Below are 15,470 nucleotides of genomic sequence, written 5' to 3'. Positions count from 1 at the left end.
CGCAACCTAGCGCATCTGAGGTTATTCAATTAGGACGTTACATTGGTGTAACGCCCTAATAATTAAGTTATTCATTCAAAAAATTCGGATACATATAATCCGTTGCCGGGACGAAAGTCTCCTTAATGGTTTGCGGAGAGACCCAACGAAGCAGGTTAAAAACAGAGCCGGCTTTATCGTTTGTTCCTGATGCGCGGCCACCACCAAACGGCTGCTGGTCAACCACAGCGCCAGTAGGCTTGTCGTTGATGTAAAAATTACCAGCAGTATGGGTGAGTCGGGAAGTCATTTTTTCTATATTAGTTCTGTTGGAGGAGAAAATGGCTCCCGTGAGTGCATAATCGGTGGTTGTATCAAGAATATCTAATGTTTCATCCAATTTCTCCGGATTGTAAACATAAACCGTCAGTATAGGACCGAAAAGTTCCTCTTTCATCGTTTTATAGTCGGGTTTCTTGGCAAGAATAACTGTCGGTTCAATGAAATACCCTTTCGACTTGTCGCAGTTTCCGCCCATAATTACTTCGGCATCCGGCGATTGTTGCGCATCCGCAATCTCTTTTGCCAGTTTATCGAACGACTCTTCATCGATAACCGCATTGATGAAATGGGTAAAATCTTCAGGAGTACCCATCTTTATCGATTTTAAATCCTCTTTCATATGATTTTTAACCTCTTCCCACAGGGTCGTAGGAATATATGCTCGGGAAGCGGCAGAACATTTTTGTCCCTGATATTCGAATGCTCCGCGTGTGAGGGCTGTGGCTACTTGTTTAGCATTAGCCGTTGTATCGGCAAAAACGTAATCTTTTCCTCCGGTTTCACCCACGATACGCGGGTAGGATTTATATTTCTCCATATTTCCGGCTATGGTTTTCCACATTCCGTTAAAGACACCCGTAGAGCCCGTAAAATGCAATCCGGCAAATTCCCGATGATTAAAAATTACCTCGGCTGCTTCCCTTCCTCCTACATAAACCAGGTTGATAACGCCGTCGGGTAGTCCGGCTTCTTTTAACACTTTCATAATAAGATGAGCTGAATAGACCGCTGTTTTCGATGGTTTCCAGACTACGGTGTTGCCCATTAACGCCGGTGCCCCTCCCAAGTTAGCGGCTATGGACGTGAAATTAAAGGGAGTGAGCGCAAAAACAAATCCTTCCAGCGGGCGCCAGACCGTGCGGTTCCAGACTCCGGGAGCCGAATTAGGCTGCATCCCGTAAAGGTCATACATGTTGCGTACGTTGAAACGGTAAAAATCGATTAATTCGCAAACAGCATCAATTTCAGATTGGAAGGCATTTTTCGATTGTCCGATCATGGTGACGGCATTGAAGTCGTACCGGTATGGTCCGGCAATCAGTTCGGCTGCTTTCAGGAATATGGCAGCACGGCTTTCCCAGTGCATCGCTTCCCAGGCGGGTTTTGCTTTTAGAGCAGCATCGATAGCCATTTGTACGTGTGTTTTGTCTCCTTGATGATAGTGTCCCAGTAAGCGTTGATGGTCGTGTGGCGGGCAAATATCGTATAAGCTTCCTGTACGGACTTCTTTTCCGTCAATGATCATCGGAATATCCAATCCGCCTTTATTTAGTTCGGCAAGTTTCCGTTTTAAAGCTTGTCTTTCTGGTGATCCCGGAGCATAGCTCTTTACAGGTTCGTTCTTAATTTCGGGTAGTTTATAAATTCCTTTTGACATAAGGCGTATTGTTTTTTGTGTGGTTAGTATTATTTTTAGTGTTACAAATTTATAAAAAAAATACGGAGAAGAAGAGCAGTTTGCTATTGAATTAATTGTAAAATTCATTTTTAACACTTTCTCATGCAACGTTTTTTCGTTTTTTTCATCTATTATACGTAACATTGTAATTCGTTTATGAATCAGATGAGGAAATATAGAATCTTCACAGTGTTTTTTTTAATCATCGTCACAACGGCAATACTCTTCTCTTGTTCCAGGGAAGATGCGTTAGGTTTGGAAAGTGATGTCCTTGAATTACAATCGCCTTACGGCCGATGGAAGCTCGAAGGATATGCCAGTTCGGAAAGTAAGCAGGTTATGATAGTTCTAGGTTCTCCGTCGGCGTATTACCTGACGTTGAACAAAGACGGTACTTTTACTGGCACATCATCAGTTAACGAAATCGGAGGAAAATTTACCATAGACACGCACAGAGGGGTTATAAACTTCTTGGCGACAGATTTTTACTCTTCGGACAAGTTGAACGAAACAAAAGAGGGCATCTTGTACTTGGACCGGTTGTTAAAAGTGAAAAATTACAGAGTCTTTACCAATAAACTGCATTTTTATTACTCAGACAAAGAATACCTGCTTTTTATTAAGCCTGTTAATTGATTGTTCCCGCTTTCTTTTCCTCTTTTTCTCTTTTTCTCCTTTCCAATGCTTGAAGGTATCGTTTTTTTGTTTTTCTTTGCGTTTTTTTTAGGTATAAAACAGTTTCGCAATAAAATTGTAACGTCCGCTTTCCAGTGTAACACGCCGCTTTGCACGCTTACATGTTTTTTCCCGGGCTGACAGTATTCCTTACGGACTTAAACTTACATTCATAACTTATGATAACAGCAAAAACAAAAACAACCTTATCTGCAACCGAAGAACAGTACATTTCCCCGGACATCGAAGTAACCGACATTGAAATCAGTCACACCATTCTGGCCGGTAGCGGCGATTTACCCGGTATGCCCGGGGAAGATTGGTAAAATGAATGGACATTGTCAATTATCAATTACAAAATGCCGATTTGCTTCCTCGAACTTTCGATTTGAAATTTTACATTATGAGACATAAATTATTTCTTTTTGCAGCCCTCGTTTTCATGGCGGCGAGCTGCGCAAAAACAGAACTGCTAGTCGAACAAAGCGATACCCGCACATTGACCCTCACGGCAGCCATGCCGAGCACAGAGTCGCAAACCCGCGTTGCCCTGGGAAAAGATCCGGACAATAAAAATATTGTCGTGAGATGGAAAGCGGGCGACAAGGTGCTTCTTTTCTTTCAGAAGCCGGATGGGTCGGTTGTGGCAGGAGATGAGCCAACCATAACCATCGTCCCCGATACGGACAGCAAAAAAGCTACCTTTGACGTTATACTGCCGGCGGGTGTTACTGCACCCTGCACCGTTTATCTGGTTCACGGTGCAACGGCAGCCACTGATGGCAGCAAGATCGAAGTGGATGTTTCTCCTGTGGGTTACAAAAAGTTGGACGAATTGGTCACACCTCTTACTGGAAAAGTGGAGGTTGTTTCCGGTAGTTCGGTGGGTGTCATTCCGCTGCATCATTTGGGTGCCTTGCAGTGCCTCACACTGGTAAACTACTGGGACAATGCGTTTACGGCAACGCTGGAATTATCCTATACAGCAGGCGATGAATGGTTTTACAAGGCCGGCAGCAAATACGACCTGATAAGCGAATCGGTTACCAACATCGGTAGCGGTACAACCCCTTGGCAGGAGGTTTCCGTTCCGGCTACACAGGCAGTATTGTTTGCTCAATGGGTGATGCCCAACGGGAACATTCCACCGGTAATAGGGTTAAAGGCTGGTAGCCTCGTTTCCTCCAACCAAAAGTCTGCGCGCAGCGCCGGACTGGAGAGAGGCCGTGCCTACCATCTTTATGGCTCGGCGAATTACTACCATACTGGTCTCAAGTTTGCCGAACCCCTTGTTTGGGCGGGCAGCAATATCTATTGGGACGGTACGCAGCTCACGTTCGACGAAACGGTTGTCGATGCCGGTGCTGGCTCCGACCTTAAACAGGGTGTGTTCTTTAAATGGGGATCGCTGGTGGGCGTTTCCCCCTCCCTATCTTATGTAACCTATACTCCCATTTATGTGATGGGAGGTGCAAGCTCTTGGATCTCAGGTGCTACCCCGTATAATAGTATCCTGGATTTTTATGGCGCAAATATTTCTGGCGGCGGACAGACCAACACTTATCTTAACGATACCCAGCAGAATACCGACTTTATGTATCTGACGTCCAGGGGCGATATCTGCAAGTACCTGAGTAAGACCGGTGCTGTAGAAGGCAACTGGCGCATGCCAACCGGTGCCGATTTTAATGCTGCAGGTATAGCGGAGCACGCTATGGTTGGCTGGTCAACCAATTCTCTTCCCTGGTCGAGGTTTGGTACTTTCGCTACAGTTTCCGGTGCTGAGGCAGACGGTACAACTCTGGTCGGGAGTGGCGGTACCTATACTGTCGGCCATGCTGTTTCACGTTTTCCTGCCTCCGGTTACCGGGATCATAATGGCATGCTCTTAAGTATCGGTACTTATGGGAACAATTGGAGCAGCAGCATCTTCACTGGAACGGACATGGCTTTTCACATGGTTTTTGTCTTTAGTGGTTTTTATCCAGTCTATTATTTCAATCGGAGGTACGGGTTCCCGGTGCGGTGCGTCCGGGAATAAAGCGGCATAGCCGCGTTTCAAACCAACGGATTTTTAAAAGGTGACCTGATTTTCCGGCTGGCCAGGTTTAGAGTAAATAAAAAAATACACGGGATATAGGCATATAAATAAAAAAATTCTTATTTTTGTATTTATAATCTAAATACTTTATAGAAAAAATATGTCATTGACACACAGTGTTATCGATTTCAATAATTCAGAAATTGCTTTCCGGAATAAATCAAATGCCGAATTGAGACAAGCTCATTTACTATTTAAAGTAATGAACAATGCCGGTCTGGTAAAGCTAGGCAAACACTTGGTGAACATTGCCTTTGCTGTCCACTTTCCCGTTAAGGGAATCCTTCGTAACACCATCTATCAGCATTTTGTGGGAGGAACATCTATTGCAGATTGTTCCAAAACCATTCAAAAACTCGCAGCACGAAACGTGGGGACTATTCTCGATTTTGCGGTTGAGGGTGAGGAACGTGACGAACTTTTTGATGCCACGTGTGCAGAGGTCATTCGTACAATAGAATTTGCCCGTAACAACAGGCATGTACCGTTCAGTGCATTTAAAATAACCGGTGTCGGACGGTTCGACCTGCTTGCCAAAGTGAGTGAAAAAGCACAGCTTTCTGAGGAGGAGTCGAAAGAATATAGAAGGGTTTACGACCGTGTGGAGTCAATTTTCAAACGGGGTTATGATCTGGGTGTCCCTATACTTATCGATGCGGAGCACACCTGGATTCAACCTGTTTTGGACGACCTGGTGCTGGAAATGATGGAAAGATACAACAAAGATGTGGCCATTGTACAAAACACCTATCAGATGTACCGTCATGATGCCATTCACCGGTTAAAGGATCACCACCGGATTGCCTTGGATATGGGAGTGAAGTTTGGGCTTAAGATTGTACGGGGGGCTTATATGGAGATTGAGCGTGCACGTGCTGCCGAAATGGGTTATCCATCACCTATTCAGCCCGATAAGCCCGCTACGGACCACGATTTCAACGAAGTTATCCGTTATTTCATGGACCACCTCGATACCATCCATTTCATGGTGGCCACGCATAACGAAGTGAGCTCACAGCTGCTGGCGCAGTTAATTGATGAACGCGGCCTGCCTCATGATCATCCACATATTTATTTTTCACAACTCTATGGCATGAGTGACCACATTACCTTTAACCTGGCGGAGAAGGGTTACAATGTCGTAAAATACGTGCCTTACGGTGAAGTGAAAACAATGATGCCTTACCTTTTTCGCAGGGCCGAGGAAAACACATCGGTAAAAGGACAATCGAGTCGTGAACTGAAGCTTATCGAGAAAGAAGTCAGAAGAAGAAAAGGTAAATAGTCTGGAAATAGGTTTGTTGTCGGGTAAGGGTGATTTTTAATTTTTAAGTAAGATGATCAGTGTTGACCCCATGATCATAATAATGGATCCGGCGATTTTCTTTCCAATCTCTTTTTCCCGGAAAAATTTATATCCGAACAAAATACTTATTATGACAGAAAGCTGAAACAGCGATAATGCATAACCGACAGGCATGTGGTCAAAAGTGTAGTTTGTCGTAAGTTGCATTGTCCCTACGCATCCTGCTAACAGCAAGAACTTACTTGCATAATTAAATTTCATTGTCTTGCTGAGTTCTGCTTTGAGGTTCAGTTTGCAGAAAAACAGTGCGATAAACGAAAACAAAGCACCAAACAGGCACCAACTCATGAATGCCACAGTGGTTGATGATGCCAGTATTACTTTTTTAATAAAAACGGCTTCGATAGCGGTAAGAATCATTGCCCAAATTCTGAATTGGATCTCGGGACGTTTCAGCAATCTCCACGAGAATTTCTCATCGGTCGTGTCTAAAACAAAGTAGCTCCCGTAAATTATCAATGCTATGCCCAGGATTCCCCAAATGTTAGGGATTTCTGAGAGCAGGAATATTCCGGCAATAATCCCAACAATGGATTTATAGGAATTAATGGGTCCCAGTACCGATAAATCGCCCAGGTGAAGCGCCTTTACCAGAAATCCGTTTCCCAATGCTCCTGCTATCCCTCCGAGTATCGAATAGATCCAGAAATCGTGGTTGAGATGGGATATTCGTAAAAAAAACAGCGAAATGCCACAAACCACCGATAGCAGAAAATAAGTGAGAAAGTTAACAACCAGCGGATGGCTCCCTTTTTGCCAGCGGGTTGGAAAATATCCTTAATATTACCGCTATCGTAATTGAAAGGGTTTCGGCCATTCGGGTCGAGTCCTTTTTGTCTTGTTGAGACTCACAGTTCCAGCAACTCTTTCTCTCCGCTGCTTTTCCCAAAGAGCATATCGGTTGGGTTTTCGAGCAGCTGCTTGACCCGCACCAGGAAACCCACCGACTCGCGTCCGTCAATCACGCGATGGTCGTAAGACAGTGCTACGTACATCATCGGCCGTACGACAATCTGCCCTTCTACCACCACCGGGCGGTCCAAGATATTGTGCATCCCCAAGATGGCAGATTGAGGGGGATTAATGATAGGGGTAGACATCATTGACCCGAAAACACCGCCGTTAGTTATCGTGAACGTTCCGCCTGTCATTTCGGGGATAGACAACTTCCCCTTGCGGGCTTTATCGGCAACCTCTGCAATGGCTTTTTCTATTTCGGACAGCCCCATGCTTTCCACGTTCCGGATCACGGGAACCATTAGTCCTTTGGGTGTGCTTACCGCTACCGAAATATCGGCATAGTCGTAAGTGGTCATGTTTTCACCTTCCATCATCGAATTTACACTCGGAAATTCCTGCAGCGCTATGGAACAGGCTTTCAGGAAAAACGACATCATACCCAATTTGATTCCGTGTTTCTCAACGAATCTGTCCTGATAATTTTTTCGCAAATCCATAATCGGCTTCATATTTACTTCGTTGAACGTAGTAAGCATGGCTGTTTCGTTTTTTACGGAAACCAGGCGTTCGCTCAACTTTCGGCGTAACGAACTCATCCTGTCGATTCTGGATTCGCGGCTTGCCGGTTTTTTTAATCCGCTTACGGAGCTTACGCCGCTTGCTGCCAGTACTGCTTCCACATCGGAGCGTTTCAACCGGCGAAGGCCACTTATGACGTCTTCCAACGACAGGTCGTTTTCTTCCATTACCCGTTTGGCTAATGGGGTCACTTTTACATTTCCGTAATCATCCGTTGTGGCTTTTGCTTCCGGCTTCCGACTTTCTGTTTTGGCAGGTTCGGGTTTGATTTCTTTCTTTTCCGTGTCAGCGGGAGCTGTTGTCTGTTTCTTCTCTTCGGTTTCCACATCTGCTTCGGGTTGAACGGACGTATCAATGGTGCATGCTACGGAACCGACTTCCAGGCTATCACCCTCCGAAGCTTTCAACGATATTTTTCCCGATTCGTCGGCTACCAATGTCAGTGTTGCCTTTTCCGATTCCAACTCGGCTATTTCCGTGTCTTTCTTAACTACTGCTCCGTCTGCAACGAGCCATTTATAAAGCTCGACGTGCGTTATCGATTCTCCAGGGCTGGGTACCCTTATTTCTATTATTGCCATAATACCTCGGTTGTTATTCAATAGTTTTTCAGAATAAAAGCGAATCCAGATTGCATTTATTGTATTGCTTCCTTAATAATTTCTGCCTGATGTATCTTGTGTAAAGCCGTTAAGCCTTCTGCTGTTACGCCACTTGAAGGACGGCTGATGATCTGCAGGCTGCGGTCACCGATCCAGTGTTTAACAAACAGGGCAGCACCCATGTTCAGTGGCTCTTCCTGCACCCAGACAAGCTTTATATCTTTGCTGTAATTTTTCAGAATCTTTTGGAGTTGCTTTTCGGGGAAGGGATAGAGTTGCTCAATACGGATAATGGAAAGGTGGTCTGCATTAGCTTCTTTGCGTGCAGCATCCAGTTCGTAATAGATTTTACCCGAACACAACAGCAGTTTGGTTGCTTTCGACAGGGATTTTAGGCTGTTGTCGGCAATTATTTCCAGGAAATGCCCCTCGGTAAAATCAGCGATGGTCGATGTACAGTCGGGATGGCGCAACAAGCTTTTCGGTGTAAATGCGATCAAAGGAACCCGGATATCGCGATGCAATTGGCGGCGGATGGCATGAAAATGATTAGCCGGCGTTGTAGGGTTAACCACTTGCATGTTAAAGTTGGCACACAGGTTCAAAAAACGTTCAATTCTTCCGCTCGAATGCTCGGCTCCCTGTCCTTCGTATCCGTGTGGCAGAAACATCACCAAACCCGATTTCACGCCCCACTTTTCCTGTGCGGCAGAAATATATTGATCCACGATTACCTGCCCTACGTTAAAAAAGTCTCCAAACTGAGCTTCCCAGATAGTTAACCCGAAAGGATTAGCGAGTGAATATCCGTATTCAAAACCCAGCACTCCGTATTCGTTGAGTGGTGAATTGTACACACGCACCATGGCGTGCTCACCGCCTAAGTTCTTCAGTGGAAAGTATTTTTCTTCACCGTCTTCGGTTATGATTTCAGCATGACGGTGCGAGAAAGTTCCCCGCTCGGAATCCTGTCCGCTCAACCGAACGGGATAATTTTCCTTTGCCAGCGATGCATAAGCCATCAATTCGCCCATCGCCCAATCGTATGAATCGTCTTTAATCATGCCGGCTCTTTGTGAAAACAGCCGGACGGTTTTGTTGTAGAAGTGCTTGTCCTTCGGCAATGACGTTATCTTTTCGGCTAATTCCAGAAACATCTCTTTCGATATTTTGGTATTGGCAATGGTCTCGAAATCCTCTGCTTTGGGAAACCTTATACCCTTGTATTTTTCTTCAAGAAAAAGTTGGATATTCAATTGCGTGCTTTCGTTGGCAGTTTCATATGCCTGATCCAGCACCTTGTGGAAGTCTGCCACCCGGGTTTCGTATTCCAGTTGGGTGAGTACTCCCTGGCTGATTAGTTTCCCGGCATAAATTTCACGCGGATTCTTATGTTTAGCAATGATGTCGTATAACTTGGGTTGCGTAAAACGGGGTTCGTCACCTTCGTTGTGCCCGTATTTTCGGTACGAAAGTAGATCGATAAACACGTCGATATTGAATTTCTGACGGAACTCCAGTGCCAACTTTGCGACAAAGACCATGGCTTCCACGTCGTCTCCGTTTACATGGAAAACAGGCGACTGGGTTACTTTGGCAACGTCGGTACAGTAGGTGCTGGAGCGTCCTTGCAGGTAGTTGGTGGTGAACCCCACCTGGTTGTTTATTACGATATGGATGGTTCCTCCTGTTTTGTATCCGTCCAGTTTTGAGAACTGGATGGTCTCGTAAACAACTCCTTGTCCGGCAATGGCGGCATCACCGTGTATCAAAATGGGTAACACCTGATTGTATTGAAAATCATGTTCCTGTTCCAACTTGGCTTTGGCAATTCCTTCCACCACAGGACCTACTGCTTCCAGGTGGGAAGGGTTGGGTGCCAGGCTGACGGAAATTTTTCGTCCCTCGTAATCGATAGTATTGTTATACCCCAGGTGATATTTTACGTCGCCGTACTTTATCTCTTCTTCGTAGTTTTCAGCGGTAAACCCGCGAAAAACCTGGGAGTACGGCTTTTTCATGATATTTGTCAGTACGTTGAGCCTTCCCCGGTGGGCCATTCCTATTACAATATCGTTTACGTCGTACGATCCTCCGTGAGAAACGATGGCGTCCAGGGCTGGAATAATAGTTTCCGAGCCTTCCAGCGAAAACCGTTTTTGCCCCACGTACTTTCTGTGCATATAATCTTCAAACCCCGATGCTTCGATCAGGTTGTTGAGGATGTGCAGTTTTTTTTCGTTGGGAAGGGTTTCCTGGTTTCTGCTGCTTTCCATTTTTTGTTGTAACCATTGCACGATTTCCGGTTTCGTCATGTAACGGTATTCCACGCCGATGGATTTACAATAGGTCTCACTTAAATGTTCGACAATTTCTCTCAAGGTTGCTCTGCCGATTCCGATCTCTTTCCCGGCTTCAAATTCCTTGTCCAGATCGCTTTCAGAAAGATTGAAATTATCCAGATCGAGTGTAGGTGAATATTGACGACGCGAACGGACCGGATTGGTTTTGGTAAACAGGTGTCCCCGGCGCCTGTATCCGGTAATGAGGTTCATTACGGCTATTTCCTTGGTGGAAACTCCGACATCCCCCTTTATTTCCTGTGGCTTGGCAGGGAAATGCCTGGTGGCTAAATCAAAACCCTGAAAGAAAAAACGAAAGCTTTCATCGACACTTTCCGGATTTTCCATATACTGTTTATACAATTCTTCTATGGCTCCAATATCCATAAAATTTAACTCTTTGCGGGTATCCATCGATCAGTTGTTGTAGTTAATTTATTCAAACTGTAAAGATGATGATTTTGTTCACGCTTTGCAACAATTTTGTTTAGAAAAGCAGTTTAAGTCAAACCGGATTGTGCAAAACGCTACCCTTACATGAGGTTGATACGCTGTGATAAATTTTCTATCGGAGTGAAAAAAACTGAAAAAAAATGAGGCAATCTCTTTTTGAAATTGCCCCATTTATTCTACAACGCCCTTTTGTTTTGTTATTTCATTTCCCAGATATGGGAAGAGCTCATCAGAAAATCGGTAAATGACTTTTTGGCTGCTTTCTTCTGTACTTCGGCAATCTGATTCTCGTATTCGGCTTCGTATGATGGCGAATCCACTGAGCGGATAACGCCCAACGCCACCGGGAGATCATTGTCGTAACCCATCAGGCTGAGCTTAATGTGTAATGCATTGTCAGTAGAGGAGGCATCGTGAACCAGAATATCATCCATTGTATATCCTTCTTCGCCGATAGTAACAGCTTTTAAGTTCCATCCATCCAGGACAATCCCCCGATTGTTCTCAAGTCCGAAAATCATTTTCTCGCCGTGTTTCAGCATAATTGTTTTCTCGGCTTTCCACGCGCGATCAGCAATCTTATTGTGAATACCATCGTTGAAAATGATGCAGTTCTGCAATACTTCCACCACGGATGTTCCTTTGTGTCTGGCTGCGGCTACCATTATCTCGGTGGTGTTCTTCATGTCCACGTCAATGGCTCTGGCGAAGAATGTCCCCCGTGCTCCGAAACAAAGTTCTGACGGACGGAAAGGATCTTCCACTGTTCCGAAAGGCGAGGATTTGGATACAAATCCACGATCGGAAGTGGGGGAGTACTGTCCTTTGGTAAGCCCATAAATCTTATTGTTAAACAAGATGATGTTGATGTCTACATTTCTCCGGACGGTGTGGATAAAATGGTTTCCACCGATTGCCAGTGAATCGCCGTCGCCGGTTGCCACCCAAACATTCAGGTTGGGGTTGGATACTTTCACTCCGGTGGCGATGGCTGCGGCACGGCCGTGAATCCCGTGAAATCCGTAGGTGTTCATGTAGTAGGGCAAACGCGATGAACAGCCAATCCCCGAGACCACCACCGTCTCGTGTGGATGGATGTTCAGTTCTGCCATGGCTTTATGCACACAGCTTAAAATGGCAAAGTCTCCGCAACCCGGACACCAACGTACATTTACTTCACTTTTATAATCTTTTTGGGTATATTTTGCTTGTATTTTTTCTGCTGTTGCTGTTTCCATACATTTAATTTTTAGTTGTCTCCCATAATTTTAATAAACTCATCCACCAGCTCACTTACGCTGAAAGGTTGTCCTTCCACCCGATTGAACCGGTGTACCTTAATATCATCGAACTGGCTCAGTAAATAGGAAGCAAAATGGCCGGTATTTTGCTCGGCAACGATAATGGTTTTGTATTTCTTCAAAATATCGTACGTGTTGCGTGGCAACGGATTGATAAACCTGAAGTGCGCGAGGGCTACTTTTCTGTCTTTATCCTGAATGCGCATCATTACTTCCAGCAAATGGCCGTAAGTTCCTCCCCATCCAACGATAAGCGTGTCGGCACCTTTATTGCCGATGACCGCTTGTTCGGGGATGAAGTCGGCTATCTTTTTTATTTTTGCCTTACGGGTATCTACCATCAGTTGGTGGTTTTCGGGATTGGACGATATCACACCCGTGAAATAATCTTTTTCCAGTCCTCCGATGCGGTGCATGTATCCTTCGGTGCCCGGGACACCCCAGTACCTTACCAGCGTTTCTTCGTCGCGGAGATAGGGTTTCCAGTTTTCGGCACTTTCGTTGAAGTTCTTCTGAACGTAAGGAGGGGTGATAGTGGGGTATTCTTCGAGGTTTGGAATCTTCCACGTTGATGCACCGTTGGCAATATACCCGTCTGTAAGTAAAACCACCGGAGTCATATGTTCCAAGGCAATTTTCGATGCCCAGTAGGCACTGTCGAAACAATCGGTGGGGGTGGTGGCCGCTATCACCGCTAGGGGGCTTTCGCCGTTTCTCCCGTACAGAGCCTGAAACAAATCGGCTTGTTCGCTCTTGGTGGGCATTCCCGTTGATGGACCGCCACGCTGTACATCAACCACAACCAACGGCAGCTCGGTCATCACCGCTAGTCCAAGTGCTTCGCTTTTGAGCGACAACCCCGGACCTGAAGTGGAGGTTGCACCCAGGCTTCCGGCAAAGCTGGCGCCGATGGCGGTACAGATTCCGGCAATTTCATCTTCCATCTGCAATGCTTTTACGCCCAGGTCTTTCCTTGCGGAGAGTTCCTGTAAGATATCGGTGGCCGGCGTGATGGGGTAGGAACCTAGAAAAAGTTTTACTCCGGCTTTTTCGGCGGCTGCGATTAGTCCGTATGCTGTGGCAGTATTTCCGTTTATATCGGTATAAAAACCCTTTCCGGTTTCTACGGTGTCGATACGGTAGGTGGTAGCTGTCAGGTGTATGTTGTTTCCGTAGTTATATCCGTCTGTTAATGCTTTTATATTGGTTTCGACCAGTTTTGGCCTTTTCTTGAATTTGTCTTTCAGCAGTTGTTCGGCAATCTCAATCGGCCGGTTAAAGAGCCAGCAAACGATGCCCAGCGAAAACATGTTCTTGCTTCGTAAAATATCCTTGTTTTCCATTCCGCTGTCTGCCAGTGAGTCTTTGGTCATCGATGTGATGGCCACCGGAATAGGTTGAACGTCCTTGAGGTTAAGTTCTGCAAAAGGATCTTCTGTTTTGAAGAGCGCTTTCTCCAGATCTTTTCGAGTGAAGGAATCGGTATCAAAAATGACGATCGATCCTTTTTTCAAGTGCTGGCGGTTGACTTTCAGTGCAGCGGGGTTCATCGCGACCAATACGTCGGCTTTATCTCCCGCGTTGTAAATATCTTTCGATCCTACACGGACCTGAAAACCAGAAACTCCGTTTAACGTGCCTTGCGGTGCGCGAATTTCTGCCGGATAATCGGGAAAAGTGGCGATTTCATTTCCAAAAATGGCAGACAAAGTGGAAAATAACGTCCCGGTTAACTGCATCCCGTCACCCGAGTCACCGGAAAACCGTATCGTTACCTGCTTCAAATCTGTAATTACAGTTTCATTAATCATAATAAATGTCTTGATTTGTAAATCTTTAACTTCTTTGTGTGTTTTTTCAATCGAGTTTTTGAAAAACAAGTTTCTAAACTTTTGACAGGTTAATTCCGTTGATAATAATACGGTGCAAAGTAACAAAAGAGTTGGGGAAAAAGCAAATTTTGCGTTCTATAAATTAATTAGCCGGATGCCTTACCTTGTGTTAACAGACTTCAAGCTTCCTGTTTCATGTCCTCTCAATATTTGCTCCCAGCTTATTCAACCGTAAGTCAATATCCTGATAGCCCCGGTCTATCTGGTCGATATTATGAATGATGCTTTTGCCCTTGGCGCTCATCGCCGCAATAAGGAGCGAGATCCCGGCGCGGATATCGGGCGAGATCATGGTCATCCCACGAAGGCGGAATCGATCACCTAACCCGATAACTGTTGCCCGGTGCGGGTCACATAAAATAATCTGAGCCCCCATATCGATAAGCTTGTCTACGAAAAACAGGCGGCTCTCAAACATTTTCTGGTGGATCAGCACGCACCCTTCGGCTTTGGTGGCAACAACAAGCATGACGCTCAGTAAGTCAGGGGTAAGGCCGGGCCACGGTGCATCGGCAATAGTCAGGATGGAACCGTCTATAAACGATTCGATGGTGTAATGTTCCTGGGACGGAATGTATAAATCATCGCCCTGTTGCTGAACAGTGATACCCAACCTGCGGAAACTTTCGGGAATAATTCCCAGATTTTCTATCGACGCGTTCTTTATGGTTACTTCAGAAGCAGTCATCGCTGCCATTCCAATAAAGCTGCCGACCTCGATCATATCGGGCAGCAGTTTGTGGCGGCAACCCCCCAGTCTTGTAACTCCTTTTACGGTGAGCCGGTTAGAACCTATCCCTTCGATTTTTGCCCCCATCCTTACCAGCATCTTGCTCAATTGCTCCACATAAGGTTCACAGGCGGCATTATAGATAATGGTTTCTCCTTCTGCAAACACGGCAGCCATCAGCAAGTTAGCGGTTCCGGTAACCGATGCCTCTTCCAGCAGGATGTATTGCCCGCGCAGGTGGTTGGCGGAAAGGGAAAAAAGTTGTTTTTTTTCATCGAAAACCAGTTCGGCCCCCAGCTTCATGATTCCGTTGAAATGTGTATCCAAACGCCGCCGCCCGATTTTGTCGCCTCCAGGTTTGGGGACGATCGCTTTCCCGAATCGTGCCAAAAGTGGGCCAATTATCATAATTGAACCACGCAGGGCGGCGATTTTTTTCATGTAATCTTCGGTCTTCGTGAACTCCAAATCAATAGCTGAAGCTCTGAACGAATAGGTGTCCGGGCTTAATTTTTGCACTTCCACACCCATATCTTTAAGCAATGCTATAAGGTTGTTCACATCCAGGATATCGGGGATGTTTTCAATAACAACCTCTTCATCGGTAAGCAGTGTGGCGCAGATTACCTGTAATGCTTCGTTTTTTGCTCCCTGAGGAAATATTTCGCCTTTTAGCCGGTGTCCGCCTTCGATAATAAATGATGACATACGTTGATTTTCGATTTGTGCAAATTTAGGGTTTTCTTTTG

The 15,470-nt window shown here is 45.5% G+C and carries 11 protein-coding genes; 4 read left to right on the top strand and 7 right to left on the bottom strand.

From position 1 onward, the window contains the following. Positions 1–67: 67 nt before the first annotated feature. On the bottom strand, positions 68–1,699 hold the full coding sequence (pruA, locus tag AACM02_RS13005) for an L-glutamate gamma-semialdehyde dehydrogenase (RefSeq protein WP_339117209.1): 1,632 nt from the start codon (positions 1,697–1,699) through the stop codon (positions 68–70). A gap of 186 nt (positions 1,700–1,885) precedes the next feature. Here pruA and AACM02_RS13000 point away from each other — a divergent pair, with 186 nt between their 5' ends. The 4 genes from AACM02_RS13000 (at position 1,886) to AACM02_RS12985 (ending at position 5,781) form a co-directional block, all read left to right on the top strand. Beyond that, the gene (locus AACM02_RS13000; RefSeq protein ID WP_339117208.1) at positions 1,886–2,356 is read left to right on the top strand and encodes a hypothetical protein; all 471 of its coding nucleotides are present in this window, start codon (positions 1,886–1,888) and stop codon (positions 2,354–2,356) included. Positions 2,357–2,574: 218 nt separating this feature from the next. Then, on the top strand, positions 2,575–2,721 hold the full coding sequence (locus tag AACM02_RS12995) for a hypothetical protein (RefSeq protein WP_332456173.1): 147 nt from the start codon (positions 2,575–2,577) through the stop codon (positions 2,719–2,721). Between the two features lie 77 nt (positions 2,722–2,798). Next, positions 2,799–4,436, top strand: coding sequence for a hypothetical protein (locus AACM02_RS12990; RefSeq protein WP_339117207.1), 1,638 nt, complete (start codon positions 2,799–2,801; stop codon positions 4,434–4,436). A gap of 160 nt (positions 4,437–4,596) precedes the next feature. Next, positions 4,597–5,781 (top strand): proline dehydrogenase family protein, encoded by a 1,185-nt coding sequence (locus tag AACM02_RS12985; RefSeq protein ID WP_339117206.1) that lies wholly within the window; start codon positions 4,597–4,599, stop codon positions 5,779–5,781. Between the two features lie 36 nt (positions 5,782–5,817). Here the strand turns inward: AACM02_RS12985 and AACM02_RS12980 are convergent, their stop codons facing one another. The 6 genes from AACM02_RS12980 to murA form a co-directional block, all read right to left on the bottom strand. After that, entirely contained in the window at positions 5,818–6,564 is a 747-nt protein-coding gene (locus AACM02_RS12980) for a GRP family sugar transporter (protein WP_339117205.1), read from the bottom strand. A 146-nt stretch (positions 6,565–6,710) separates the two neighbouring features. Next, the gene (odhB, locus tag AACM02_RS12975; RefSeq protein WP_339117204.1) at positions 6,711–7,982 is read right to left on the bottom strand and encodes a 2-oxoglutarate dehydrogenase complex dihydrolipoyllysine-residue succinyltransferase; all 1,272 of its coding nucleotides are present in this window, start codon (positions 7,980–7,982) and stop codon (positions 6,711–6,713) included. Positions 7,983–8,038: 56 nt separating this feature from the next. Next, the gene (locus AACM02_RS12970) at positions 8,039–10,759 is read right to left on the bottom strand and encodes a 2-oxoglutarate dehydrogenase E1 component (protein ID WP_339117203.1); all 2,721 of its coding nucleotides are present in this window, start codon (positions 10,757–10,759) and stop codon (positions 8,039–8,041) included. 236 nt (positions 10,760–10,995) lie between these two features. Next, positions 10,996–12,036: a 2-oxoacid:ferredoxin oxidoreductase subunit beta gene (locus AACM02_RS12965; protein ID WP_332456167.1), complete on the bottom strand. Its 1,041-nt coding sequence runs from the start codon at positions 12,034–12,036 to the stop codon at positions 10,996–10,998. Positions 12,037–12,047: 11 nt separating this feature from the next. Then, positions 12,048–13,910, bottom strand: coding sequence for a 2-oxoacid:acceptor oxidoreductase subunit alpha (locus AACM02_RS12960; RefSeq protein WP_339117202.1), 1,863 nt, complete (start codon positions 13,908–13,910; stop codon positions 12,048–12,050). A 214-nt stretch (positions 13,911–14,124) separates the two neighbouring features. Then, positions 14,125–15,429: a UDP-N-acetylglucosamine 1-carboxyvinyltransferase gene (gene murA / locus AACM02_RS12955; protein WP_339117201.1), complete on the bottom strand. Its 1,305-nt coding sequence runs from the start codon at positions 15,427–15,429 to the stop codon at positions 14,125–14,127. Positions 15,430–15,470 lie beyond the last annotated feature (41 nt).

Source organism: Petrimonas sp., from assembly GCF_963921705.1.
GTDB lineage: Bacteria > Bacteroidota > Bacteroidia > Bacteroidales > Dysgonomonadaceae > Petrimonas > Petrimonas sulfuriphila.
The sequence above is the reverse complement of the archived record's forward strand: the minus strand, read 5'-3'. Positions and strand labels throughout refer to the sequence as shown.

Excerpts from the sequence above, each read along its gene's own strand:
- AACM02_RS12990 (WP_339117207.1), top strand. The coding sequence starts at position 2,799 with ATGAGACATAAATTATTTCTTTTTGCAGCCCTCGTTTTCATGGCGGCG.
- AACM02_RS13000 (WP_339117208.1), top strand. The coding sequence starts at position 1,886 with ATGAGGAAATATAGAATCTTCACAGTGTTTTTTTTAATCATCGTCACA.
- AACM02_RS12995 (WP_332456173.1), top strand. The coding sequence starts at position 2,575 with ATGATAACAGCAAAAACAAAAACAACCTTATCTGCAACCGAAGAACAG.
- odhB (WP_339117204.1), bottom strand. The coding sequence starts at position 7,982 with ATGGCAATAATAGAAATAAGGGTACCCAGCCCTGGAGAATCGATAACG.
- murA (WP_339117201.1), bottom strand. The coding sequence starts at position 15,429 with ATGTCATCATTTATTATCGAAGGCGGACACCGGCTAAAAGGCGAAATA.
- pruA (WP_339117209.1), bottom strand. The coding sequence starts at position 1,699 with ATGTCAAAAGGAATTTATAAACTACCCGAAATTAAGAACGAACCTGTA.
- AACM02_RS12970 (WP_339117203.1), bottom strand. The coding sequence starts at position 10,759 with ATGGATACCCGCAAAGAGTTAAATTTTATGGATATTGGAGCCATAGAA.
- AACM02_RS12965 (WP_332456167.1), bottom strand. The coding sequence starts at position 12,036 with ATGGAAACAGCAACAGCAGAAAAAATACAAGCAAAATATACCCAAAAA.
- AACM02_RS12985 (WP_339117206.1), top strand. The coding sequence starts at position 4,597 with ATGTCATTGACACACAGTGTTATCGATTTCAATAATTCAGAAATTGCT.
- AACM02_RS12960 (WP_339117202.1), bottom strand. The coding sequence starts at position 13,910 with ATGATTAATGAAACTGTAATTACAGATTTGAAGCAGGTAACGATACGG.